This is a genomic window from Catellatospora sichuanensis, from assembly GCF_007483665.1.
Classification (GTDB): domain Bacteria; phylum Actinomycetota; class Actinomycetes; order Mycobacteriales; family Micromonosporaceae; genus Catellatospora; species Catellatospora sichuanensis.
This window is the reverse complement of record NZ_VIQO01000050.1, coordinates 39,557-63,306: the sequence shown is the minus strand read 5'-3', so window position 1 is coordinate 63,306 and position 23,750 is coordinate 39,557. Positions and strand designations below refer to the sequence as shown.

Here is a 23,750-nt window from a genome sequence, read left to right as displayed (position 1 = left end):
TACGTCCCGTCTGGTGACACCGGCGGGGCGTGCCGGGCGTGCGGCCGGTGCGCCGTGACAGACTGGTGATCGTGTTGCGTTGGCTGACCGCAGGGGAGTCGCACGGGCAGGCGCTGGTCGCCGTGCTCGACGGCGTGCCCGCCGGAATCGAGATCACCAGTGACGAGATCGGCCACGAGCTGGCCCGGCGTCGGCTCGGCTACGGCCGGGGCGCGCGGATGGCCTTCGAGCAGGACGTGGTGACGATCCTCGGCGGCGTGCGCCACGGGCGCACCCTGGGCAGCCCGGTCGCGATCCAGGTCGGCAACTCCGAGTGGCCCAAGTGGCAGACCGTGATGTCCGCTGACCCGGTCGACCCGGATCTGCTGGCCGCGCAGGCCCGCAACGCCCCGCTGACCCGGCCCCGGCCCGGCCACGCCGACCTCGCGGGCATGCAGAAGTACGGCCACGACGACGCCCGGCCGATCCTGGAGCGCGCCAGCGCCCGGGAGACCGCGGCCCGCGTCGCCGTCGGCACCGTGGCCAAGGCGCTGCTCAAGCAGGCGCTGGGCATGGAGGTCCTGTCGCACGTGGTCGAGCTCGGCTCCGTGGTGGCCAAGTCCGGCCTGGTGCCGGTGCCCGGCGACACGCAGCGCATCGACGCCGACCCGCTGCGCTGCCTGGACCCGCAGGCCAGCGAGCGCATGGTGGCCGAGGTCGACGCGGCCAAGCGCGACGCCGACACCCTCGGCGGCATCGTGGAGGTGCTGGTCTACGGCGTCCCGCCGGGCCTGGGCACGCACACCCAGTGGGACCGCAAGCTCGACGCCCGCATCGCCACCGCGCTGATGTCCATCCAGGCCATCAAGGGTGTGGAGATCGGCGACGCGTTCACCCAGGCCCGCTCGCGCGGCTCGGTGGCGCACGACGAGATCGTGCCGACGCCCGACGGCGTGAAGCGGATCACCGACCGGGCCGGCGGCCTGGAGGGCGGCATGACCTCCGGCGAGCCGCTGCGGGTGCGCGCCGCGATGAAGCCGATCTCGTCGCTGAACCGCGCGCTGTCCACGGTGGACGTGGTCACCGGCGAGGTCGCCACTGCCATCAACCAGCGCTCCGACGTGTGCGCGGTGCCCGCGGCGGCGGTCGTCGCCGAGGCCATGATGGCGCTGGTGCTGGCCGAGGCGGCGACGGAGAAGTTCGGCGGCGACTCGGTTGCCGAGATCCGGCGCAACCTCGCCGGCTACCTGGACAACCTGCTGATCCGCTGAGACCGGCGCAGGCAATGAGCACGCAGGTCATGAGCACAGGGGAGAAGACCGTGAGCAAGCCGTTGTGCGTCATCGTCGGCGCACCCGGGGCGGGCAAGTCCACCGTCGGGCGGCTGCTCGCGCAGGCGTACGGGGTGGCGTTCCGCGACACCGACGCCGACGTGGAGGCCACGGCCGGCAAGCCCATCTCGGAGATCTTCATCGACGAGGGCGAGCCGCAGTTCCGGGCCATGGAGACGGCCGCGGTCGCGGCAGCGCTGGCCGAGCATTCCGGTGTGCTGGCGCTGGGCGGCGGCGCGGTCCTCGCCGAGGGCAACCGGGCGCTGCTGGCCGGGCACACCGTGGTCTACCTGAGCGTGGACCTGTCCGACGCGGTGTCGCGGGTCGGGCTGGGCCAGGGCAGGCCGCTGCTGAACTTCAACCCGCGGGCCACCCTGCGCTTCCTGCTCGACCAGCGGCGACCGCTCTACCAGCAGGTCGCCGTGCACACCGTGGTCACCGACGGGCGCACCCCGGAGGAGATCACCGCCGAGCTCGTCGAGCTGCTGAAGGGCTGAGATGTCCGAGCTGACCCGGATCGCCGTGGGCGGCGACCAGCCATACGACGTGCTGGTCGGCCCCGGCGTGCTCGCCGAGCTGCCCGCCCTGGTCAAAGGCGCCGACCGGGCCGCGGTGCTGTACGCGCCGCCGGTGCGCGCGTACGCCGAGCAGGTCGCCGCGCACCTGGTCGACGCGCAGATCCAGCCCGTGATGATCGAGGTACCCGACGCCGAGGCCGGTAAGACGATCGCGGTGGCGCAGCGCTGCTGGGACGAGCTGGGCCGGGACTCGTTCACCCGCAACGACGTGGTGGTCGGGGTCGGCGGCGGCGCGGTCACCGACCTGGCCGGCTTCGTCGCCGCCTGCTGGCTGCGCGGCGTGCGCTGGGTGCCGGTGTCCACCAGCATCAACGGCATGGTCGACGCGGCCGTGGGCGGCAAGACCGGGGTGAACACGGCTGCCGGCAAGAACCTGGTCGGCGCGTTCTACCCGCCCGCCGGGGTGCTCTGCGCGACCGAGGCGCTGGCCACCCTGCCGCCCGCGCAGCTGCTGGCCGGCATGGCCGAGGTGGTCAAGGGCGGCTTCATCGCCGACCCGGTGATCCTCGACCTGATCGAGCGCGACCCGAAGGCGGCCGTCGACCCGGCCGGACCGGTGCTGCGCGAGCTGATCGAACGCAAGATCGCGGTGAAGGCCCGGGTGGTCGGCGAGGACCTGCGCGAGTCCGGCCTGCGCGAGATCCTCAACTACGGCCACACACTCGGTCACGCCATCGAGCGGCGGGAGAACTACCGCTGGTCGCACGGGCACGCGGTGAGCGTCGGCCTGGTGTACGCCGCCCGCCTGGGCGTGCTCACCGGCCGCCTCGACGAGGCCGCGGCCGCCCGCCACGCCGACATCCTGCGCTCGCTGGATCTGCCGGTGTCCTATCCCGCCGACGCCTGGGACGACCTGCGCGCCACGATGTCGGTGGACAAGAAGGCCCGCGGCCGGGCGCTGCGGTTCGTGCTGCTCAACGGGATCGGCCGGCCGGTCACCGTCCCCATCGACGACGAGGCGCTGCTCGCCGAGGCCTACCGGTCCGTCGCGTCCTGAAGGAGCCAGCCATGAAGGTGTACGTGCTCAACGGGGTCAACCTCGGCCGGCTCGGCACCCGCCAGGTCGACGTGTACGGCGTCACCACGTACGCGTCGCTGGTGGAGCTGTGCGAGAAGACCGGCGCGCTGCTCGGGCTGGAGGTGGAGTGCCGGCAGACCGACCACGAGGGCGAGCTGGTGGGCTGGCTGCACCAGGCCGCCGACGAGCACGCCGCGGTGGTGCTGAACCCCGGTGCGTGGAGCCACTACTCGTACGCCGTGCGCGACGCCTGCGCGATGCTCAACGCCCCCCTGATCGAGGTCCACCTCTCGAACATCCACACCCGCGAGGAGTTCCGCCACCACTCGGTCGTATCCGCCGTCGCCACCGGCGTCATCGCCGGCCTGGGCGTCGACGGCTACCGCCTGGCCCTCGAACACCTCTTCCACCGCTTCACCGACTAACCGTTCCCCCACCCCACCCCCACCGCCGGAGCGGCGATCTTGCGCGGACTGTGGGTGCGACACGGGTGAAACGGTCAAAGGGGCAACAGTTCGCGCAAGATCGTCGTGATGTCGGCGGTCAGCGCTGGCCGGTGGCTTCGGTGAGGAGCTGGTAGACCTGGGCTCGGCCGGTGATGCGGACCGGGTGGCCGCCCTCGCGGGGGCGGTCGGCGACGGCGGGCATGTTCAGGCGGGCCGCCGCGGCGACCAGCGTCTGCGCGGCCGCCGGGGAGCCGGCCCGCACCGTGAGCTGCCCGGCGTGGGCGTCGACGCCGCCGGTGAGCATCGCCATCCGCCACACGCCCAGCGCCGCCTGCCGCGATTCCGGCACGGCGGGGGACGCGGCCAGCAGCTGGGTCCGGCTGCGCCAGGCCCCGGTCAAAGCCCGGATGATCCGGTTGTACGCGCCCGCGGACACCTCGACGCGCAACCCGTCCCGCTCGGTGCGGACCACGTTCGCCCAGGTCAGGGTGGACAGCAGGCTGGCCAGCCGGGCGGCCGCGGCCGGCGAGGAGGTCTGTGCGATGGCGGTGGCCGCTGCGGGCCGGTGCCAGCCGGACGGTCGCAGCTCCTGCCAGCCGAAGGCCGCCTCAAGCAGCGGGAACGCGCCCAGCGGGGCCTGCGACAGGGCGCGGTCCAGTGGGGCCATCTCGGCCCGGGAGGCGTCCGCGGGGGCGGTCTCCGCCGGGGCGGCGAGTGGGGGAAGGTCCGTGAGCAGGGTCGCTGACATGGGACGGTCTCCTCTCAGACGGTCAGGTGCGGGGGATCTCGCGGTCGGCGACGACGGCGCCGTCGGCCACTCGGTAGGCCCACACCACGATGGCGGAGTCCACAAGCTCACCCTGTGGGGTGAACTGCAGCCGGCCCGTGACGCCGTCGTGGGCGTACGCGTCGACGAAGGCCTCCATGTCGCGGCGGGTGGTACGGCCGGCTTCGAAGCCGGCCAGGAAGATCGATGCGGCGTCGTATGCCTCTGCGCTGTAGGTGCCGGCGTCCTTGCCGAACCCGGCGCGGTAGTGCACTGGGAAGTCGCGCGATGCCCGCTCCGGCGGCAGGCAGGCGCAGGTGATGACGGCTCCCTCGGCGGCGCGCACCCCGGCGGAGCGCACGAAGCCAGCGTCCTTGACCCCGTCGCCGCCCACGAACGTGGCGGTCAGCCCGGCGTCGCGCATCGCCTTGAGCAGGGCTCCGGCGCTGGAGTAGTAACCGCCGTAGAAGACGACGTCGGCCCCGGCGGAGCGGATCTGGCTGACCACCGAGGAGAAGTCGACCTGCCGGGGCGGCACCGCGGCCCGCTGCACCACCTTGCCGGACAGTGTCGCGGCGACCTCGTCGGCCAGGCCGCGGCCGTACGCCCCGGTGTCGTCGATGACGAACGCCTTGCGGGCGCGCAGCACGGTGTCGATGTAGCGGGCGGCCGCCGGTCCCTGTGCCGCGTCGTTGCCCAGCAGCCGGTGGAACGTCGACCAGCCGCGCTGGCTGAGGTTGGTGCGGGTGGCCGAAGGGCTGATGATGGTGACGAGGCCCTGGTCGAACAGCGGCAGGGCGGCCGCGGACTCGCCGGAGAAGGCCGGCCCGATCACTCCCATGATCTCGGGGTCGGCCACGATCTGCTGCGCCAGCGCGGTGGCCTGCTTCGGGTCGCTCTGCGAGTCGAAGTCCTGCAGGGTCACCGGGCAGTCGGGATGCCGGCCGTTGTACTGCCCGACCGCCAGCGCGGCCCCGGAGCGGATGTTGGTGCCCAGATCCGCGGAGGCTCCGCTGAGCGGGCCGATGACGGCGATCTTCAAGCCGCACGGCCGGGCCGGCGGGGCCGCGGAGCCCGCTGTCGCGTCGCAGCCGGACACCGGCGCCACCAGCGCGAGCAGCGCCAGCACCGCCGTGACCCGTGCATACGGACCTCGCAACAGCCGACCTCCTCGACGTAGGGTGCGCCTATCCTGCCCGGATGAGCGTGAGGATTGCATGAGTAACCCGGTGGAAACGGCGTGGCCGGCTGCCCGCAAGCGGGCGGCGGCCGTGTTTGTGCTGGTCGCGACCCTACTGGGTGGCTGTACCGGCGGCCAGGTGACCGTCCAGCCCACCCTGGCGCCCGCCCCGGGGCGGCCCTCTGAGCTGCAGCCCGCGCTGTTCGGCATCAGCTCGGACACGCTGGGCTGGATAGTCATCGACGAGCAGGGTTACGTGCTCTACCGCAGCGAACTCGACGGCAACCGGCCGGCCCGCTCGGCCTGCACCGACTCCTGCACCCAGCAGTGGCTGCCGGTGCCCGCCGCCGACCCGATCCGCGTCGAGGGCATCGACCGCCAGCTCATCGGCACGATGACCCGCCCCGACGGCACCAAGCAGCTCACCCTGGCCGGCTGGCCCCTCTACGGCTACGCCGGAGACCGCATGCCCGGCGACGCCAACGGCCACGGCCAGGACGGCCACTGGTTCGCCGTCACCCCCATCGGCACCCGCGCCGGCCCCACCCCCGCCTAACCCCCCACCGGGACGATCTTGCGTGGCCTGTGGGGGCGACACGCTCATACCCGGCAAAGGGGCAACAGTTCGCGCAAGATCGTCGCGATCTTGCGACAGGGCAGGGGGTCAGGGGCTGGGGAGGGTGAGGATGGCTTCGGTGCCGCCGCCTTCGGCGGGGCGCACGGTGAGGGAGCCGTCGTGCAGGTCGGCGACCCAGCGGGCGATGGCCAGACCCAGGCCCGTGCCGTTGGGGGAGCCGGGGCGGAAGCGCTCGCCGGCGCCGGCGGGCAGGTCCGCGCCGGGACCGGGACCGGTGTCGCGGACGGTGACCGCGCCCGGTTCGACGGTCAGCGTGATCGTGGCGGGGGCCTCGCCGTCGCGGCCGTGCTGCACCGCGTTGTGGATCAGGTTGCGCAGGGCGATCCGCACCAGCGTCGGATCGCCGAGGGTCACCGTGGGCCGGGTGTACGCCGTCGCGGTGTGCGGCGGCTGCACGGTGTCGGCCAGCACCTCTTCGGCGAGCTGGTCCAGGCGGAAGCGCTGGCGTTCCAGATGGCGCAGCCCGGCGACGAGCCGGGCCCGGGTGAGCAGCGCGGCGACCGCGTCGGTCAGCCGGTCGGTGGCCGCGATGACCCGGCGCAGCGCGTCCGGCTGCCGCGCGGGTGAGTCCAGCGCCGACTCCGACACCGCCCTGATCACCGTCAGCGGGGTACGCAGTTCGTGGGCTGCGTCGGCGACGAACCGTTCCTGCTGGGTGAGCGCGTCGGCGATGGGCTGGGTGCCGCGGCGGGCCAGCAGGTAGCCGCCGAGGCAGGTCATCACGGTGAAGGCGGTGCCGCCGACGACCAGCGCAACCGCCAGCCGCCGGTGCGCGGCCTGCCCCGGGCCGGGGTCGGCCACCGCGACCACGGTGCCCGCGATCGCCCCCGTCTCGGCGTGCCGGAACGGCACCGCCAGCAGGTGCACGACCTCCTGCCGCTCGTCGCGGACCGCCTCGCTCAGCTCACCGCCCACGGCGCGCACCTGGCGGGCGGGCCCGAGCAGGGTGGGCGGCGCGATGACGGCCAGCCGCGCGGGGTGCGCGAAGACCAGCGTGACGTCGGCCCGGTCGGCCTCGTACACGTAGACCGCGGTGGAGCCTTGGGCGATCGCGTTGTCGTAGAGCTTGTCCAGCAGCAGCGCGCCCGAGTCGTAGTAGAGCAAGGCGACCGCCGTGCCCGCCGTGCGGTGCAGGTCGGCGGCGACCGCCTCGGCACGCTGCCGCTCATCGACGACCAGCGCCACCGCCCCCATCCCCGCCAACCCGATGATGTTCAGCGCCAACAGCAGAGCGGTCAACCGCATCCGCAACCCCGCCAGCCGCTCGGCAGTCTGCAACTGCCGCGTCTGCCGCCTCACCCCCTCACCCCGCCCCGCCCGTCCAAGATCGCGACGATCTTGCGCGAACTGTTGCCCCTTTGTCGGGTATGAGCGTGTCGCCCCCACAGGCCACGCAAGATCGTCGCGATCATCAGCGGCCGGCCAGGTCGACGCGGTAGCCGGTGCCGCGGACGGTGGTGATGACAGGGGGGTCGCCTAGTTTGCGGCGGAGTTGGCCTACGACGACGTCCACGACGTTGGAGGTGGGGTCGGCTTGTTCGTCCCAGCAGTGTTCGAAGAGGTCGGCGCGGGTGACGACAGCGGGGCGGCGAACCAGGAGCATCTCCAGGACGGAGAACTCCTTGGGGGTGAGGGTGAGCAGGATGCCGTCGCGGCGGACCTCGCGGCGGGCGGTGTCGACCTCGACGTCGCCCGCCCGCATCACCGGCGGGAGCATGGTGCCGCGGCGGCGGCAGAGGGCGCGTACGCGGAGCACGAGCTCGGCGGCGACGAAGGGTTTGACGACGTAGTCGTCGGCGCCGGCCTCGAAGCCGGCCACGCGGTCGGTGACGTCGTCGAGGGCGGTGAGCATGAGGGCGGGCACGCCGAGGCCGGCCTCGCGGCGGCGGTGCAGCTGACCGGCGGAGTCGCCCTCGGGCAGGATGCGGTCGAGCACCAGGCAGTCGTAGTCGTTGACGCTCATGTTCACGTCGGCCTGGCTCCAGTCGGCTGCCTGGTCCACGGCAAACCCGACCGCACGCAGGGCGGTCACGACCACCCCGCGCACCTCCGGGTCATCCTCCACCACCAGCACCCGCACGGCGGCGAGGCTAGCAACCAACCCGCACGCCCGGCTAGCGCGGCCGGTCGGGGCGGTCGCCACGAGCGGCCCCGTACCCCGCAATGTCGGGCGGCAGCGGTCCCGGCGAGGCCGCCGCAACGGGCGCGGCGTCACAGCGTGTCCCCGGCCACCCGCGCGCCCGGCCTGAGATCACGGGCCGGTAAAGTAGTCAGGTCTGTTCTTTGTCAAGTATCTGATCATGTACGGGAGCCTGGCTGTGGCTAGCACGAACGACCTCAAGAACGGCATGGTGCTCAACCTCGACAAGGAGCTCTGGGCCGTCGTCGAGTTCCAGCACGTGAAGCCCGGCAAGGGTCCGGCCTTCGTGCGGACGACCCTCAAGCACGTGCTCACGGGCAAGGTCGTCGACAAGACCTTCAACGCCGGCACCAAGGTCGAGACCGCGAACGTCGACAAGCGCACGATGCAGTACCTGTACGCCGACGGCGACGACTTCGTCTTCATGGACCTGGACACCTACGACCAGATCCACGTCAGCGGCGTGACCGTCGGCGACAACGTGAACTACCTGCTGCCCGAGGCGGAGGTCGTGGTCGCCACGCACGACGGCGTGCCGCTGTACGTCGAACTGCCGACCAGCGTGATGGTGAAGATCACCTACACCGAGCCGGGCCTGCAGGGCGACCGCTCGACCGGCGGCACCAAGCCGGCCACCATCGAGACCGGCGCGACCGTGCAGGTGCCGCTGTTCATCACCAACGGCGAGAAGATCAAGGTCGACACCCGCGACGGCCGTTACCTGGGCCGGTCCTGATGGGCCTGCGGCCCGTCCGGGGGATTGCTCGTGGCTGAGGGACCGAAGTCGCAGTCGCCCGCCCGCCGCAAGGCGCGCAAGCGGGCACTCGACGTGCTTTACGAGGCGGATCTGCGCGACCTGCCGGTGCGCACGGTGCTGGCGGCATACCTGGAGCGCATGGAGGCACCGCGCCCGGAGCACCTGCCGTACGCGATCTCGCTGGCCGAGGGCGTGAACGAGCACCTGGACAACATCGACGAGACGATCGCCACCTTCGCCGAGGGCTGGACGATCGACCGGATGCCGGTGGTCGACCGCAACCTCGCCCGCATCGCGGTCTACGAGCTGCTCTACGTGCCCGAGATCGACGACCCGGTGGCCATCACCGAGGCCGTCGAACTGGCCCGCGAGCTGTCCACCGACGATTCGCCGCGCTTTCTCAACGGCCTGCTCGGCCGCATCGCGGACTACGCGCCGCGCCACTGAGCGCGAACATACGAAAGCGGCCTTTCACCCCTGCTGGGGCGAAAGGCCGCTTTCGTCAGTGCGGGAGAGTGTCAGCTCGCGAAGAACGCGCGCGGGTCGGCCACGAGCACGCCGTGGTCGGCCAGCCGCTCGATCAGCTCGGTGGGGGTGCAGTCGTAGAAGACCGCGAGCGCCTGCAGGTCGACGGCGCGGATGGAGAGCACCCGGCCGTTGTAGTCGCCGCGCTGCTGCTGGATGGCGCGCGCGTAGCGGGCGACCGAGGCGAGGTCCTCCTTGGCGCCGTCGTAGAGGCGCTCCAGGTCCAGGACGATCTTGCTCGTCGCCTCCTGGCGCGGGGCCGGGCCGTCGGGCAGGAGCTCGCCGACGGGCACGCGGTAGAAGTCGGCCAGCTCGGCCAGTCGGGACACCGTGACAGCACGGTCGCCGCGCTCGTACGAGCCGACGACGACAGCCTTCCAACGCCCGTTCGACTTCTCCTCCACGCCCTGCAGGGACAGGCCCTGCTGCTGGCGGATGGAGCGCAGTCGCGCACCGAGGGACTTGGCGTAATCAGACGGCATTCCGACACTCCCAGCTATATGCCGGGGCGGGTTCCCCGACGATCGCTACGCAGCGTGACGGTACGGCGCTGACGACACGCGGTCAAGTGCTCGTTGACCACAAGTTGAGACAACCTCATCCGACTAGCTTGATCAACTGAACTGATCCGCCAGTGTCAACGGTATGACCTGCGGATTGACTCACCCCCGCGCGTATAGGCCGCCGTCACACTGCTAAGTTTACTGATCAGATGGGCGTCGGCTACGCCGCCGATCATGACCTTGACATCCTTTAACGACCCGTCCGGTGAGGCGGGGAAGGAGGTCTGCCTTGGCGCGCCCAACGACAGACGAGTCGAACGCTCCAGTGCAGCAGCCGGCCGGGCCGGCTCCCACCAAGATCGTCATCTCCGCCGCGGACGTCTCCCGCGTGCTGGACCGCATTGCGCACCAGATCCTCGAGAAGACCTCCGGGGCACGTGACGTGGTGCTGATGGGCATCGCCACCCGCGGGGTGCCGATCGCCCGCCGCCTCGCCGAGCGCATCCACGCCTTCGAAGGTGTACAGGTGCCCGTCGGCATCCTCGACATCACGCTCTACCGCGACGACCTGCGCAGCAGCTCCGTACGCGCGGTCGGACGCACCGAGGAGCCCGCGGGCGGCGTGGACGGCCGCAAGGTCATCCTCGTCGACGACGTGCTGTTCTCCGGCCGCACCATCCGGGCCGCCCTCGACGCCCTGTCCGACCTCGGCCGCCCCGCGGCCGTGCAGCTGGCCGTGCTCGTCGACCGGGGCCACCGGCAGCTGCCGATCCGGGCCGACTATGTCGGCAAGAACATCCCCACCGCCCTGTCCGAGCAGGTCAAAGTGAAGTTGGTGGAGATCGACGGGACCGACGAGGTCGTCCTCACCACCGGTTCGAAGGGCGGTACCCGATGAAGCACCTGCTGTCGACGGCCGACCTGGACGCGGCCACCGCGACCGAGATCCTCGACATCGCCACCGAGATGGCCAGCGTCTCCGGTCGCGAGATCAAGAAGCTGCCCACGCTGCGGGGCCGCACCGTGGTGAACCTCTTCTACGAGGACTCCACCCGCACCCGGATCTCGTTCGAGGCCGCCGCGAAGCGGCTGAGCGCCGACGTGATCAACTTCTCGGCCAAGGGCTCCAGCGTGGAGAAGGGCGAGAGCCTCAAGGACACCGCCTGGACGCTGCAGGCCATGGGCGCCGACGCGGTCGTCATCCGCCACCCCGCCTCCGGCGCGCCGCACCGCCTGGCCAACTGGGTCACCGGCAGCGTGCTCAACGCCGGCGACGGCACCCACGAGCACCCGACGCAGGCGCTGCTGGACGCGTACACGATGCGCTCGCGGATGGGCCGGCTCGACGGCCTGCACGTGGCCATCGTCGGCGACGTGCTGCACAGCCGGGTGGCCCGCTCCAACGTGCTGCTGCTCAACACCCTGGGCGCGAAGGTGACCCTGGTCGGGCCGCCGACGCTGGTGCCCACCGACCTCAACGCCTCGGTCCAGGTCGCCTACGACCTCGATGCGGTGCTGCCGCAGGCCGACGTGGTGATGATGCTGCGGGTGCAGAAGGAGCGCATGACCGACTCCTACTTCCCCTCGGCGCGGGAGTACTCCCGCCGCTACGGCCTCGACGGCGCCCGGCTGCGCCGGATGCCCGCCCACGGGATCGTGATGCACCCCGGCCCGATGAACCGCGGCATGGAGATCACGCCCGAGGTGGCCGACTCGCCCCGCTCCACCATCGTCGAACAGGTCACCAACGGCGTCTCCGTGCGGATGGCCTGCCTGTACCTCCTCCTCGGAGGAGCCCGATGACCGCCGTCCGGAGGACGCCCGTGACCGACATCCTGATCCGCAACGCCCGTGTGCTGGGCGGCGAGCCGACCGACCTGCTGCTGCGCGGCGGCGTCATCGCCGAGATCGGCGCGGGCCTGGCTGCCGACGGTGCCGAGGTCGTCGACGGCACCGGCCTGGTGGCCCTGCCCGGCCTGGTCGACCTGCACACCCACCTGCGCGAGCCGGGCCGCGAGGACGCCGAGACGGTGTACACCGGCTCGCGCGCCGCGGCGCTCGGCGGCTACACCGCCGTCTGCGCGATGGCCAACACCTCCCCGGTCGCCGACACCGCGGGCGTGGTCGAGCAGGTGTACCGGCTGGGTCAGGAGGCCGGACTGGTCGACGTGCAGCCGATCGGCGCGGTCACCGTCGGGCTGGCCGGCGAGCGCCTGGCCGAGCTGGGCGCGATGGCCGACTCGGCCGCCCGGGTGCGGATCTTCTCCGACGACGGCTTCTGCGTGGCCGACCCGCGGCTGATGCGCCGGGCGCTGGAGTACGTCAAGGCGTTCGACGGCGTCATCGCCCAGCACGCCGAGGAGCCCCGGCTCACCCAGGGCGCGCAGATGCACGAAGGCGACGTCTCGGCCCGGCTCGGCCTGACCGGCTGGCCCGCGGTCGCCGAGGAGTCGATCATCGCGCGGGACGTGCTGCTGGCCGGGCACGTCGGCGCACGCCTGCACGTCTGCCACGTGTCCACCGCGGGCAGCGTCGAGATCATCCGGATGGCCAAGGCGCGGGGCGTACGCGTCACCGCCGAGGTCACCCCGCACCACCTGCTGCTCACGCACGAGAAGGCGGAGTCCTACGACCCCGTCTACAAGGTGAACCCGCCGCTGCGCACCGACGCCGACGTCGAGGCGCTGCGCGAGGGCCTGCGCGACGGCACGATCGACATCGTGGCCACCGACCACGCCCCGCACGCCGCGGAGGACAAGGAGTGCGAGTGGGCGTACGCCCGCCCCGGCATGCTCGGCCTGGAGACCGCGCTGCCGATCGTCCTCGACGTGCTGGGTGAGGACTGGCCGCTCATCGCCGAGCGCATGTCGTACGCCCCCGCCCGCATCGCGGGCCTGGACGGGCACGGCAACGCGCTGGTCGCGGGTGCTCCCGCGAACCTGACGCTGGTCGACCCCACGGTGCGGTGGGACGTCGACCCGACCGGGCTGGCCAGTCTCAGCCACAACACGCCGTACGCCGGGATGACCGTGCCCGGCCGGATCGTCGCCACCTTCCTGCGGGGCGTGCCGACGGTGCTCGACGGAAAGGTACAGAAGTGACCGACGCAATCTTGGTCTTGGAGGACGGCCGCGTCTTCCGCGGTGAGTCCTACGGGTCCGTCGGCGAGACCTTCGGCGAGGCGGTCTTCACCACCGGCATGACCGGCTACCAGGAGACCCTCACCGACCCGTCGTACCACCGCCAGGTCGTGGTGCAGACCGCGCCGCACATCGGCAACACCGGCGTCAACGACGAGGACGACGAGTCCGACCGCATCTGGGTCGCCGGCTACGTGGTCCGCGACCCGGCCCGGGTGCCGTCGAACTGGCGCTCGACCGAGGACCTGGCCACCCGGCTGGCCCGCTCCGGCGTGGTCGGCATCAGCGGCGTCGACACCCGCGCGCTGACCCGCCACCTGCGTGAGCGCGGCGCGATGCGGGTCGGCGTGTCCAGCGTCGAGCGCGACCCGCAGGCGCTGCTGGCCCGGGTGCTGGAGCAGCCGCAGATGACCGGGGCGGACCTGTCCCTGGAGGTCTCCACGCCCGAGGCGTACACCGTCGACGCCGTCGGCGAGCACCGCTTCACCGTCGCGGCTCTCGACCTGGGCATCAAGCGCAACGTGCCCCGGCGGCTGGCCGCGCGCGGCGTGACCACGCACGTGCTGCCCGCCAACTCCACCCTCGGCGACCTGCTGTCGGTCGGCGCCGACGCGGTGTTCTTCTCGCCCGGCCCCGGCGACCCGGCCACCGCCGACCACGCGGTGATGCTGGCGCAGGAGGTGATGAAGCGGAGCATGCCGCTGTTCGGCATCTGCTTCGGCAGCCAGATCCTGGGCCGCGCGCTCGGCTTCGGCACGTACAAGCTGGGTTACGGCCACCGTGGCATCAACCAGCCGGTGATGGACCGCACCACCGGCAAGGTCGAGGTCACCTCGCACAACCACGGCTTCGCGGTCGACGCGCCGCTCGACGGCGTGGCCGACACCGCCTTCGGCCGGGTCGAGGTGTCCCACGTGTGCCTGAACGACAACGTGGTGGAGGGCCTGCGCGCGCTCGACGTGCCCGCCTTCACCGTGCAGTACCACCCGGAGGCGGCAGCGGGGCCGCACGACGCCGACTACCTGTTCGACCGGTTCGTGGAACTCGTCGAACGACCCGGCCAGGTCCGTAAGCAACTCATCAACGGAGGCAAGTGAGATGCCGAAGCGGACTGATCTCAAGCACGTCATGGTCATCGGCTCCGGGCCGATCGTCATCGGCCAGGCCTGCGAGTTCGACTACTCCGGCACCCAGGCCTGCCAGGTGCTGCGCAGCGAGGGGCTGCGGGTCAGCCTGGTCAACTCGAACCCGGCGACCATCATGACCGACCCCGAGTTCGCCGACGCCACCTACATCGAGCCGATCACGCCCGAGTTCGTGGAGAAGGTCATCGCGGCCGAGCGCCCCGACGCGCTGCTGCCGACCCTGGGCGGGCAGACCGCGCTGAACACCGCGGTGGCCCTGTACGAGTCGGGGGTGCTGGAGAAATACGGCGTGGAGCTGATCGGCGCCGACATCGAGGCGATCCGCCGCGGCGAGGACCGGCAGCTGTTCAAGGGCGTCGTGGCCAAGGCCGGGGCCCGGCTCGGGCTGACCGGCGACCTGGTGCCGCGCAGCCGGGTCTGCCACTCCATGGACGAGGTCCGCGACACCGTCGCCGAGCTGGGCCTGCCGGTCGTCATCCGGCCGTCGTTCACCATGGGCGGCCTCGGTTCGGGCATGGCGCACACCCCGGAGCAGCTCGACCTGATCGCGGGCAGCGGCCTGGCCGCCTCCCCGGTGACCGAGGTGCTCATCGAGGAGAGCGTGCTCGGCTGGAAGGAGTACGAGCTCGAGCTGATGCGCGACAAGCACGACAACGTGGTCGTCATCTGCTCGATCGAGAACATCGACCCGATGGGCGTGCACACCGGCGACTCGGTGACCGTGGCCCCCGCGATGACCCTGACCGACCGCGAGTACCAGGAGATGCGCGATCTGGGCATCGCGGTGCTGCGCGAGGTCGGCGTCGACACCGGCGGCTGCAACATCCAGTTCGCGATCAACCCGGAGAACGGGCGCATCGTGGTCATCGAGATGAACCCCCGGGTGTCGCGCTCCTCGGCGCTGGCGTCCAAGGCCACCGGCTTCCCGATCGCGAAGATCGCGGCGAAGCTGGCCATCGGCTACACCCTCGACGAGATCCCCAACGACATCACGCTGAAGACGCCGGCCGCGTTCGAGCCGACGCTGGACTACGTCGTGGTGAAGATTCCGCGCTTCGCGTTCGAGAAGTTCCCCGGGGCCGACCCGGAGCTGACCACCACCATGAAGTCGGTCGGCGAGGCGATGAGCCTGGGCCGCAACTTCCCCGAGGCGCTGAACAAGGCGATGCGCTCGATGGAGACGAAGGCGGCCGGCTTCTGGACCGCGCCGGACCGCTTCGGTTCCGCCGAGGAGGCGCTGCACGCGCTGCGCACCCCGCACGACGGACGGCTCTACGCCGTCGAGGAGGCGCTGCGCCACGGCGCGACCGTCGCCCAGGTCACCGCGGCCTCGGGCGGCATCGACCCGTGGTTCGTGGACCAGATCCTGGGCCTGGTCGAGCTGCGCGCCGAGATCCTCGACGCGCCGGTGGTCGACCTGCGGCTGCTGCGCAAGGCCAAGCGGGCCGGCCTGTCCGACCGGCAGCTCGCCGCGCTGCGGCCGGAGTTCGCGGGCGAGGACGGGGTGCGCATCCTGCGCCACCGCCTCGGGGTGCGGCCGGTCTACAAGACGGTCGACACCTGCGCCGCCGAGTTCGCCGCCGCGACGCCGTACCACTACTCGTCCTACGACGAGGAGACCGAGGTCGCCCCGAGCGCCCGGCCGAAGGTGCTGATCCTGGGCTCCGGGCCGAACCGCATCGGGCAGGGCATCGAGTTCGACTACTCGTGCGTGCACGCGGTCATGGCGCTCAAGGGCCGGTACGAGACCGTCATGGTCAACTGCAACCCGGAGACCGTCTCCACCGACTACGACACCGCCGACCGGCTCTACTTCGAGCCGCTGACCTTCGAGGACGTCCTCGAGGTGGTGCACGTCGAGCACAGCACCGGTGTGGCCGCGGGCGGTCCCGGCGTCGTCGGCGTCATCGTGCAGCTGGGCGGGCAGACCCCGCTGGGCCTGGCGCAGCGGCTCAAGAACGCCGGGGTGCCGATCGTGGGCACCAGCCCCGAGTCGATCCACCTCGCCGAGGAGCGCGGCGCGTTCGGCCGGGTGCTGGCCGAGGCCGGGCTGCGGGCTCCCGCGCACGGCACCGCCATCTCGTACGAGGACGCCAAGCACATCGCCGACGAGGTCGGCTACCCGGTGCTGGTCCGGCCGTCGTACGTGCTCGGCGGACGCGGCATGGAGATCGTCTACGACGACGCCACGCTGCGCGACTACATCACCCGCGCCACCGACATCTCGCCGGAGCACCCGGTGCTGGTGGACCGGTTCCTCGACGACGCCATCGAGATCGACGTGGACGCGCTCTGCGACGCCGACGGCAACGTCTACATCGGCGGCGTGATGGAGCACATCGAGGAGGCCGGCATCCACTCCGGCGACTCGGCGTGCGCGCTGCCGCCGATCACCCTCGGCGGGCGGCACCTCGACATCGTGCGCGAGTACACCGAGGCCATCGCCCGCGGCGTGGGCGTGCAGGGCCTGCTCAACGTGCAGTACGCGCTGAAGGACGACATGCTCTACGTGCTGGAGGCCAACCCGCGCGCCTCGCGCACCGTGCCGTTCGTCTCCAAGGCGACCGCGGTGCCGCTGGCCAAGGCGGCCGCCAGGATCATGCTCGGCGCGACGATCGCCGAGCTGCGCGCCGAGGGCATGCTGCTGGCCACCGGTGACGGCGGGCTGCTGCCCGAGAACTCCCCGGTCGCGGTCAAGGAGGCGGTGCTGCCGTTCAAGCGGTTCCGCACGCCGGCCGGCAAGGGCGTCGACACCCTGCTGTCGCCGGAGATGAAGTCCACCGGCGAGGTCATGGGCATCGACATGGCGTTCGGGCACTCCTTCGCCAAGTCCCAGGCCGCGGCGTACGGCATGCTCCCGACCAGCGGCAAGATCTTCGTCTCGGTCGCCAACCGCGACAAGCGGGGCATGATCTTCCCGATCAAGCGGCTGGCCGACCTCGGCTTCGAGATCGTGGCCACCGTCGGCACCGGCGAGGTGCTGCGCCGCCACGGCATCGTCTGCGAGGTCGTCGGCAAGCACAGCGAGGACGCCGACCGCGACGCGGTCTCCCTGATCGCCTCCGGCGAGGTGAAGATGGTCATCAACACCCCGCAGGGCTCCGGCGCCAAGGCCCGCTCCGACGGCTACGAGATCCGCTCCGCCGCCGTCTCCGCCGACATCCCCTGCTGCACCACCGTGCCCGGCGCCGCCGCGGCCGTGATGGGCATCGAGGCGCTCATCCGGGGTGACATGACCGTGCGCCCGCTGCAGCACCTGCACGCCGTCATCCGCCCGGAGCTGTCGGCGTGACCCTGTTCGAGAAGGTGGTCCGCCCCCGGTTGTTCCGGATCGGGGGCGGTGACGCCGAGCACGCGCACGAGTGGACGCTGCGGCGGCTGGCGGGGATCTCCCGGCAGCCCGCCGTGCTGAGCCTGCTCAAGCGCCGCTATGCGCTGGACCGGCCGGTGGACCTGTTCGGGGTGCGGTTTCCGAATGCGGTCGGGCTGGCGGCGGGCATGGACAAGAACGGGGTCGCGCTGAAGGCGTGGCCCGCGCTCGGGTTCGGCTTCGTCGAGGTCGGCACGGTGACCGCGCTGGCGCAGCCGGGCAACGACCGGCCGCGGCTGTTCCGGCTGCCGGACAGCCGGGCGATCATCAACCGGATGGGCTTCAACAACGAGGGCGCGCACGCCCTGGCGCAGCGGCTGGCCGCGCTCGGCCCGCTGGGCGTGCCGCTGGGCATCTCGCTGGGCAAGTCCAAGGTGACCCCGCTGGAGGAGGCGGTTGCCGACTACCGGGCGTCGTACGACGCGCTGAAGTCCTACGGCGACTACTTCGCCGTGAACGTCTCCTCGCCCAACACACCGGGTCTGCGCAGCCTGCAGGACCGGGACCAGTTGGACGCGATCCTGGCGGCGCTGACCGGGGAGCGCCCGGTCCTGGTGAAGATCGCGCCGGATCTGACCGAGCACGCCGTCGCGGAACTGCTCGAGGTCTGCCTGGCCCGCGGCGTCGCCGGTCTGATCGCGACCAACACCACGCTCAGCCGTGACGGCGTCGCCCCGGCCGACCAGGCCACGGCGGCGCAGGCGGGCGGGCTGTCCGGCGCGCCGCTGACCGAGCGCGCGCAGAAGGTGGTGTCGTTCGTGCACACCGAGACGAACGGCCGCCTGCCGATCATCGGCGTGGGCGGCCTGATGACCGCCGACGACGTGGCCCGCATGTTCGACGCGGGCGCGAGCCTGGTGCAGCTCTACACCGGATTCATCTACCACGGCCCCGCGCTCGTGCGCGCCGCCGCAGCCCGCGCCCCGGAGGCCGCACGGTGACCGACGAGGTCGAGAAGGGCACCTTCCACAACGGAAACCGTGGTGAAGGTGCCCTTCCTTTCACACAGGACGAGTTGCTGGGGCTGGACCGGGCGCACGTGTGGCACCCGTACGGCCCGATGCCGGGTCGCGCCGAGCCGCTCGTGGTGGCGAGCGCGGCAGGCACCCGGCTGCGGCTGGCCGACGGGCGCGAGCTGGTCGACGGCATGTCGAGCTGGTGGGCGGCGATCCACGGCTACCGGCACCCGGTGCTGGACGCCGCGGTGACCGACCAGCTCGGGCGGATGAGCCATGTCATGTTCGGCGGGCTCACCCACGAACCCGCGGTGCGCCTGGCCAAGACCCTGGTCGACATCACCCCGGACGGGCTGGAGCACGTGTTCCTGGCCGACTCCGGCTCGGTCAGCGTCGAGGTCGCGGTCAAGATGTGCCTGCAGTACCAGGTGTCGCGCGGCCGTCCGGCCAAGCGGCGGCTGGCCACGTGGCGCGGCGGCTACCACGGCGACACGTGGCAGCCGATGAGCGTGTGCGACCCCGACGGCGGCATGCACTCCCTCTGGGGCGACGCGCTGCCCCGCCAGGTGTTCGTGGACATGCCCCCGGTGGAGTACGACGAGTCCTATGTGACGGTGCTCAAGCAGGCGCTCGCCGCGCACGCCGATGAGCTGGCCGCGGTCATCGTCGAGCCGGTGGTGCAGGGCGCGGGCGGCATGCGCTTCCACGACCCGCGTTACCTGCGCGCGCTGCGGGAGCTGTGCGACGAGTTCGACGTGCTGCTGGTGTTCGACGAGATCGCCACCGGTTTCGGGCGTACCGGCGAGCTGTTCGCCGCCGACCATGCCGGGGTGACACCCGACGTGATGTGCGTCGGCAAGGCGCTGACCGGCGGATATCTGACACTCGCCGCCGCGCTGTGCACCGCCGAGGTGGCCCGGGGCATCTCCGAGGGCGCGGTGCCGGTGCTCGCGCACGGACCCACGTTCATGGGCAACCCGCTGGCCTGCGCGGTCGCCAGCGCCAGCATCGGGCTGCTGCTGTCGGGTGACTGGCGGGCCGACGTACGCCGTATCGAGGCAGGGCTGCGTGCCGGCCTGGCGCCGGTGCGCGAGCTGCCCGGCGTCGCCGACGTGCGCGTGCTGGGCGCGATCGGCGTGGTGCAGCTCGACCACGACGTGGACATGGCCACCGCCACGGCCGCCGCGGTGCGACACGGTGTGTGGCTGCGCCCGTTCCGCGACCTGATCTACACGATGCCGCCGTTCGTCAGCTCCGATGAGGATGTGTCGGCGATCACGAAGGCGATGTACGCGGCCGCTGCCGCCTGTTCGTCGTGACGGGTGACCCGTGCGGTCGTTGCGTCGACCGTGCGGGCGCGACGGTCACGTCCGAGAGTGAGGAGAATTCATGGAGCCGTTCGGTGCGCGCCTGGCGCGGGCGATGGACGAGCGCGGTCCGCTGTGTGTCGGGATCGACCCGCACAGCTCGCTGCTGAAGGCGTGGGGCCTGTCCGACGACGCGGAAGGGGTTGCGTCGTTCTGCCGGACAGCGGTCGACGCGCTGGCCGGAAGGGTCGCCGTCGTCAAGCCGCAGTCGGCCTTTTTCGAGCGATTCGGGTCTCGCGGAGTGGAGATTCTTGAGTCAACTATCCGACAGTTTAGGCAGGCCGGAACCCTTGTGCTTCTCGACGCGAAGCGAGGCGACATCGGCTCGACGGCTGCCGCGTACGCCGACGCGTATCTGAATCCATCGAGGCCCATGTATGTCGATGCGATCACCGCGAGCCCGTTCCTCGGCTTCGGATCGCTCGCGCCGATGTTCGACATGGCGGCTGACCACGGCGGGGGCGTCTTCGTTCTGGCTCTCACGTCCAACCCGGAGGGTCCGGCCGTGCAGCATGCTCGGGGTATCGACGGCCGTACCGTCGCGCAGACGATCATCGACGAGATTTCCCAGCTCAACAAGGGTGTGGAGCCGCTCGGCAGCCTCGGACTCGTGGTCGGGGCGACCATCGGCGAAACCGGTCACGACCTGTCCCAGGTGAACGGCCCGTTCCTCGTTCCGGGGCTCGGCGCGCAGGGCGGAACGGCCGACGATCTTCGCCGGATCTTCGCCGGGAGCCTCGGCGCGGTGCTGCCCTCGTCGTCGCGCGAGGTACTCGGTGCGGGCCCCGACGTGCAATCGCTTCGGGACGCGGCATCTCGGACTCTCGATGCCTGCCGGGACGCATTGGGACGTCCGGGCCGGTCGTGACCTTTCCGTGATCATGCGCGGTGACGTTGCCGAAAACGCCGTCGACCGCTAGGTTTCCCGGCGCTGGCCTGATCTGCTCGCGTGGCCCACCAGTCACGCGGGTTTTCACCAGCAACGGGTGCCGAAGGTTAGCCGCCGAGTCTGGTGGGGAACCCGACGCACCACACGCCGGCGATCCCGTCGGCGTGACCAAGAGGACCTGAGGAGAACTGGTGCCGCTCCCGTCACTGACCCCAGAGCAGCGCGCTGCCGCGCTGGAGAAGGCCGCGGAGGTCCGCAAGGCTCGGGCTGAGCTCAAGGAGCAGCTCAAGCAGGGCAAGACCACCCTGGCCGCCGTGCTTGACCGCGCCGAGGGCGACGATGTCGTCGGCAAGCTCAAGGTTTCGGCCGTGCTGCAGGCGCTCCCCGGCATCGGCAAGATCCGGGCCACGCAGATCATGGAGAAGCTGAAGATCGCCGACTCCCGCCGCCTGCGCGGGCTGGGCGACCAGCAGCGCAAGGCGCTGCTGGCCGAGTTCGCGGCCTGAGCCGACGAACCTCGTCAGCGGAACAACCTCGCCGCGGGCGGACGCCCCGTCCGCGGCGAACGGGCAGCGGTGTGCCGAGGCTCCACCGCCTGCCCACCGCAACGGCCTGCCATCCGGCGTGAGTGAGACTCACACCATCGGGTGAGCGGAACGTTGCGCAGATCGTCGCCCGGCGGCGCTGTCGTTTCGACAGCGCCGCTGGTTCGTTTCTGAGGGCAGGAAGGCCCCATCCGGGCCGGAACCCCCTGTTAAGTTATGGTGACGTACTGCTCAAACAGGGGCCCGGCTGCCACCGCCGCTCCTCGATTGGGTAGAACTTGAGAATGGAAGACGACGTACCGCTCGCCGCCAGAGCGGCCGCGCCCGCCCGCCTGACCGTGCTATCCGGTCCTTCCGGTGTCGGCAAGGATGCCGTCATCGAGGTCATCCGGAAGCGTTCTCCCTGGGTATGGCTGTCCGTCTCGGTCACCACCCGCAAGAAGCGCGACTACGAGATCGACGGCAAGCACTACACGTTCGTCAACCGCACCGAATTCGAGCGCCTGGTCGACGGCGGCATGCTGCTGGAGTGGGCCGAGTTCGCCGGCAACCTCTACGGCACACCGCGCGCCGCGGTGGAGGGCCGGCTCGGCGCCGGCATCCCGGCGCTGCTGAAGATCGACCTGCAGGGCGCCCGCCAGGTCCGTGAGGCCATGCCGGACGCCCAGCTCGTCTTCCTCGCTCCGCCCAGCCGCGAGGAGTTGCGCCGCCGCCTGATCGGCCGGGGCACCGAGAGCCCGGACACCATCCGCCGCCGCCTGGCCCACGCCGACGAGGAACTGGCCGCGGAGTCCGAGTTCGACTCGACTGTCGTGAACGACTACCTCGAGCGCGCCGCGGACGAGTTGGTAGGATTGCTCGGTTCGCCGGCGCTCGCCGCTGCACGCCCGCGCGTTTAGCGCCCGGCACCACTCATCTCCGCACGCACTGCCTACGACAAGGACTGGACCTGTGGCTGGAACCGTCGCCCACCCCGAAGGCATCACCAACCCGCCGATCGACGAGCTGCTCGACAAGACGTCGTCGAAGTACTCGCTGGTGATCTTCGCGGCCAAGCGCGCACGGCAGATCAACGCCTACTACAGCCAGCTCGGCGAGGGCCTGCTGGAGTACGTCGGGCCGCTGGTGGAGACCACCCCGCAGGAGAAGGCGCTGTCGATCTCCATGCGGGAGATCAACGCCGGGCTGCTCACCGCTGAGCCGACCAACGAGCCCTGAGCCTCCCGACATGGCTCGCGTCGTCCTGGGTGTAGGCGGCGGCATCGCCGCCTACAAGGCCTGCGAGCTGCTGCGCCTGCTCACCGAGTCCGGCCACTCGGTGCGCGTGGTGCCCACCGCCTCCGCGCTGCGCTTCGTCGGCGCGCCGACCTGGGAGGCGCTGTCGGGCCAGCCGGCCGCGACCGAGGTCTGGTCTGACGTGCCGCAGGTGCCGCACGTCAAACTCGGGCAGACGGCCGACCTGGTGCTGGTCGTGCCCGCCACGGCCGACCTGCTGGCCAAGGCCGCCCATGGCATGGCCGACGACCTGCTCACCAACACCCTGCTCACCGCGCGGTGTCCGGTCGTGTTCGCCCCGGCGATGCACACCGAGATGTGGGAGCATCCGGCCACCGCCGACAACGTCGCGACGCTGCGCCGCCGTGGTGCGCTGGTGATCGAGCCTGCCGTCGGCCGGCTCACCGGCAAGGACACCGGCAAGGGGCGGCTGCCCGACCCGGAGCAGATCTTCGAGATGGCGCTGCGGGTGCTGGCCCGCGGCGCCGCGCCGCGCGCCGACCTGAGCGGCCGCCATGTCGTGGTCACCGCCGGCGGCACCCGTGAGCCGCTGGACCCGGTGCGCTTCCTGGGCAACCGCTCCTCGGGCAAGCAGGGGTACGCCTTCGCGCGCACCGCGATCGCCCGGGGCGCCCGGGTGACGCTCGTCGCCGCCAACGTGTCGCTGCCCACGCCTGCCGGTGTGGACCTGGTGCGGGTCGGCACCACCGCGGAACTGCGGGACGCCGTGATCGGCGCGGCCAAGGAGGCCGACGCGGTGGTCATGGCGGCAGCGCCGGCCGACTTCCGCCCCCTGGTGTACGCCGATCAGAAGATCAAGAAGACCGCCGACGGCGACGCCCCGGTCATCGAGCTAGCCGTGAATCCGGACATCGCGGCTGAACTGGGCGCAGGTAAGCGCCCCGGCCAGGTGCTGGTGGCCTTTGCCGCCGAGACGCACGACGCGCTGGAGCACGCCCGCGGCAAGCTGCTGCGCAAGCGCGCCGACCTGATCGTGGTCAACGAGGTCGGCATCGACAAGGTCTTCGGAGCCGACCACAACGAGGCGGTCGTGCTCGGCGCGGACGGCTCGCAGCGCGAACTGCCCGCCCGGAGCAAGGACGATCTCGCCGACGCGGTCTGGGATCAGGTCGTCACACTGCTGTGACCGCCGTCCCGCCCTGCGGACTCTCGGGCAGGGCTTGCACCCGTGCGGCGTTGTAT

General features: G+C 71.5%; 24 protein-coding genes. 19 read left to right on the top strand and 5 right to left on the bottom strand.

Annotated features, from left to right (window positions below):
- Positions 1-71: 71 nt before the first annotated feature.
- Genes aroC through aroQ form a run of 4 tightly spaced genes read left to right on the top strand, consistent with a single transcriptional unit; the run spans position 72 to position 3,331 of the window.
- Positions 72-1,250 carry a chorismate synthase gene (aroC, locus tag FLL47_RS41520; RefSeq protein ID WP_144128181.1) on the top strand — a complete coding sequence of 393 codons (1,179 nt, stop codon included), beginning with the start codon at positions 72-74 and terminating at the stop codon, positions 1,248-1,250.
- 50 nt (positions 1,251-1,300) lie between these two features.
- A complete protein-coding gene (locus FLL47_RS41515) occupies positions 1,301-1,807 on the top strand; it encodes a shikimate kinase (RefSeq protein ID WP_246159324.1) in 507 nt (168 codons plus the stop codon).
- A gap of 1 nt (position 1,808) precedes the next feature.
- Positions 1,809-2,885 carry a 3-dehydroquinate synthase gene (gene aroB / locus FLL47_RS41510; protein WP_144128179.1) on the top strand — a complete coding sequence of 359 codons (1,077 nt, stop codon included), beginning with the start codon at positions 1,809-1,811 and terminating at the stop codon, positions 2,883-2,885.
- Positions 2,886-2,896: 11 nt separating this feature from the next.
- The gene (gene aroQ, locus FLL47_RS41505) at positions 2,897-3,331 is read left to right on the top strand and encodes a type II 3-dehydroquinate dehydratase (RefSeq protein ID WP_144128178.1); all 435 of its coding nucleotides are present in this window, start codon (positions 2,897-2,899) and stop codon (positions 3,329-3,331) included.
- Between the two features lie 118 nt (positions 3,332-3,449).
- Here aroQ and FLL47_RS41500 read toward each other — a convergent pair whose 3' ends face one another.
- Together FLL47_RS41500 and FLL47_RS41495 are read right to left on the bottom strand one after the other, a co-directional pair.
- Positions 3,450-4,100, bottom strand: a complete 651-nt coding sequence (locus FLL47_RS41500; RefSeq protein ID WP_144128177.1) for a hypothetical protein — start codon at positions 4,098-4,100, stop codon at positions 3,450-3,452.
- A gap of 22 nt (positions 4,101-4,122) precedes the next feature.
- The gene (locus FLL47_RS41495) at positions 4,123-5,277 is read right to left on the bottom strand and encodes a branched-chain amino acid ABC transporter substrate-binding protein (RefSeq protein WP_186316234.1); all 1,155 of its coding nucleotides are present in this window, start codon (positions 5,275-5,277) and stop codon (positions 4,123-4,125) included.
- A gap of 58 nt (positions 5,278-5,335) precedes the next feature.
- Here FLL47_RS41495 and FLL47_RS41490 point away from each other — a divergent pair, with 58 nt between their 5' ends.
- A complete protein-coding gene (locus FLL47_RS41490; RefSeq protein ID WP_186316233.1) occupies positions 5,336-5,854 on the top strand; it encodes a hypothetical protein in 519 nt (172 codons plus the stop codon).
- A 108-nt stretch (positions 5,855-5,962) separates the two neighbouring features.
- On the opposite strand, the gene FLL47_RS41485 is transcribed toward FLL47_RS41490, so the two are convergent.
- Together FLL47_RS41485 and FLL47_RS41480 are read right to left on the bottom strand one after the other, a co-directional pair.
- Positions 5,963-7,234, bottom strand: coding sequence for a sensor histidine kinase (locus FLL47_RS41485; RefSeq protein WP_144128175.1), 1,272 nt, complete (start codon positions 7,232-7,234; stop codon positions 5,963-5,965).
- A gap of 112 nt (positions 7,235-7,346) precedes the next feature.
- Entirely contained in the window at positions 7,347-8,015 is a 669-nt protein-coding gene (locus FLL47_RS41480; RefSeq protein WP_144128174.1) for a response regulator transcription factor, read from the bottom strand.
- A 238-nt stretch (positions 8,016-8,253) separates the two neighbouring features.
- On the opposite strand from FLL47_RS41480, the gene efp reads away from it, so the two are divergent.
- Complete coding sequence (efp, locus tag FLL47_RS41475) at positions 8,254-8,811, top strand: elongation factor P (protein ID WP_144128173.1); 558 nt, start codon at positions 8,254-8,256, stop codon at positions 8,809-8,811.
- A 30-nt stretch (positions 8,812-8,841) separates the two neighbouring features.
- Positions 8,842-9,279 carry a transcription antitermination factor NusB gene (nusB, locus tag FLL47_RS41470; protein ID WP_144128172.1) on the top strand — a complete coding sequence of 146 codons (438 nt, stop codon included), beginning with the start codon at positions 8,842-8,844 and terminating at the stop codon, positions 9,277-9,279.
- Between the two features lie 71 nt (positions 9,280-9,350).
- On the opposite strand, the gene bldD is transcribed toward nusB, so the two are convergent.
- Positions 9,351-9,839 carry a transcriptional regulator BldD gene (bldD, locus tag FLL47_RS41465; protein WP_120320100.1) on the bottom strand — a complete coding sequence of 163 codons (489 nt, stop codon included), beginning with the start codon at positions 9,837-9,839 and terminating at the stop codon, positions 9,351-9,353.
- Positions 9,840-10,185: 346 nt separating this feature from the next.
- Here bldD and pyrR point away from each other — a divergent pair, with 346 nt between their 5' ends.
- The 12 genes from pyrR (at position 10,186) to coaBC (ending at position 23,694) form a co-directional block, all read left to right on the top strand.
- Complete coding sequence (pyrR, locus tag FLL47_RS41460; protein ID WP_186316237.1) at positions 10,186-10,758, top strand: bifunctional pyr operon transcriptional regulator/uracil phosphoribosyltransferase PyrR; 573 nt, start codon at positions 10,186-10,188, stop codon at positions 10,756-10,758.
- A complete protein-coding gene (locus FLL47_RS41455) occupies positions 10,755-11,663 on the top strand; it encodes an aspartate carbamoyltransferase catalytic subunit (protein ID WP_144128170.1) in 909 nt (302 codons plus the stop codon). Before pyrR ends, FLL47_RS41455 begins: the two co-directional genes overlap by 4 nt.
- A 20-nt stretch (positions 11,664-11,683) precedes the next feature.
- Positions 11,684-12,961, top strand: a complete 1,278-nt coding sequence (locus FLL47_RS41450; protein ID WP_144128169.1) for a dihydroorotase — start codon at positions 11,684-11,686, stop codon at positions 12,959-12,961.
- Positions 12,958-14,097 carry a glutamine-hydrolyzing carbamoyl-phosphate synthase small subunit gene (carA, locus tag FLL47_RS41445; protein WP_144128168.1) on the top strand — a complete coding sequence of 380 codons (1,140 nt, stop codon included), beginning with the start codon at positions 12,958-12,960 and terminating at the stop codon, positions 14,095-14,097. The genes FLL47_RS41450 and carA overlap by 4 nt, the downstream gene beginning before the upstream one ends.
- 1 nt (position 14,098) lies before the next feature.
- Complete coding sequence (gene carB / locus FLL47_RS41440; protein ID WP_144128167.1) at positions 14,099-17,437, top strand: carbamoyl-phosphate synthase large subunit; 3,339 nt, start codon at positions 14,099-14,101, stop codon at positions 17,435-17,437.
- On the top strand, positions 17,434-18,456 hold the full coding sequence (locus tag FLL47_RS41435) for a quinone-dependent dihydroorotate dehydrogenase (RefSeq protein ID WP_144128166.1): 1,023 nt from the start codon (positions 17,434-17,436) through the stop codon (positions 18,454-18,456). Before carB ends, FLL47_RS41435 begins: the two co-directional genes overlap by 4 nt.
- Before the next feature lie 74 nt (positions 18,457-18,530).
- A complete protein-coding gene (locus tag FLL47_RS41430; RefSeq protein ID WP_281286798.1) occupies positions 18,531-19,790 on the top strand; it encodes an adenosylmethionine--8-amino-7-oxononanoate transaminase in 1,260 nt (419 codons plus the stop codon).
- A gap of 70 nt (positions 19,791-19,860) precedes the next feature.
- Positions 19,861-20,706, top strand: a complete 846-nt coding sequence (pyrF, locus tag FLL47_RS41425) for an orotidine-5'-phosphate decarboxylase (protein WP_144128164.1) — start codon at positions 19,861-19,863, stop codon at positions 20,704-20,706.
- A gap of 212 nt (positions 20,707-20,918) precedes the next feature.
- A complete protein-coding gene (gene mihF / locus FLL47_RS41420) occupies positions 20,919-21,233 on the top strand; it encodes an integration host factor, actinobacterial type (protein WP_120320109.1) in 315 nt (104 codons plus the stop codon).
- A gap of 323 nt (positions 21,234-21,556) precedes the next feature.
- On the top strand, positions 21,557-22,171 hold the full coding sequence (gene gmk, locus FLL47_RS41415; RefSeq protein ID WP_144128163.1) for a guanylate kinase: 615 nt from the start codon (positions 21,557-21,559) through the stop codon (positions 22,169-22,171).
- A gap of 52 nt (positions 22,172-22,223) precedes the next feature.
- Positions 22,224-22,490 (top strand): DNA-directed RNA polymerase subunit omega, encoded by a 267-nt coding sequence (rpoZ, locus tag FLL47_RS41410; RefSeq protein WP_144128162.1) that lies wholly within the window; start codon positions 22,224-22,226, stop codon positions 22,488-22,490.
- Between the two features lie 10 nt (positions 22,491-22,500).
- The gene (gene coaBC / locus FLL47_RS41405) at positions 22,501-23,694 is read left to right on the top strand and encodes a bifunctional phosphopantothenoylcysteine decarboxylase/phosphopantothenate--cysteine ligase CoaBC (RefSeq protein WP_144128161.1); all 1,194 of its coding nucleotides are present in this window, start codon (positions 22,501-22,503) and stop codon (positions 23,692-23,694) included.
- Positions 23,695-23,750: the final 56 nt, after the last annotated feature.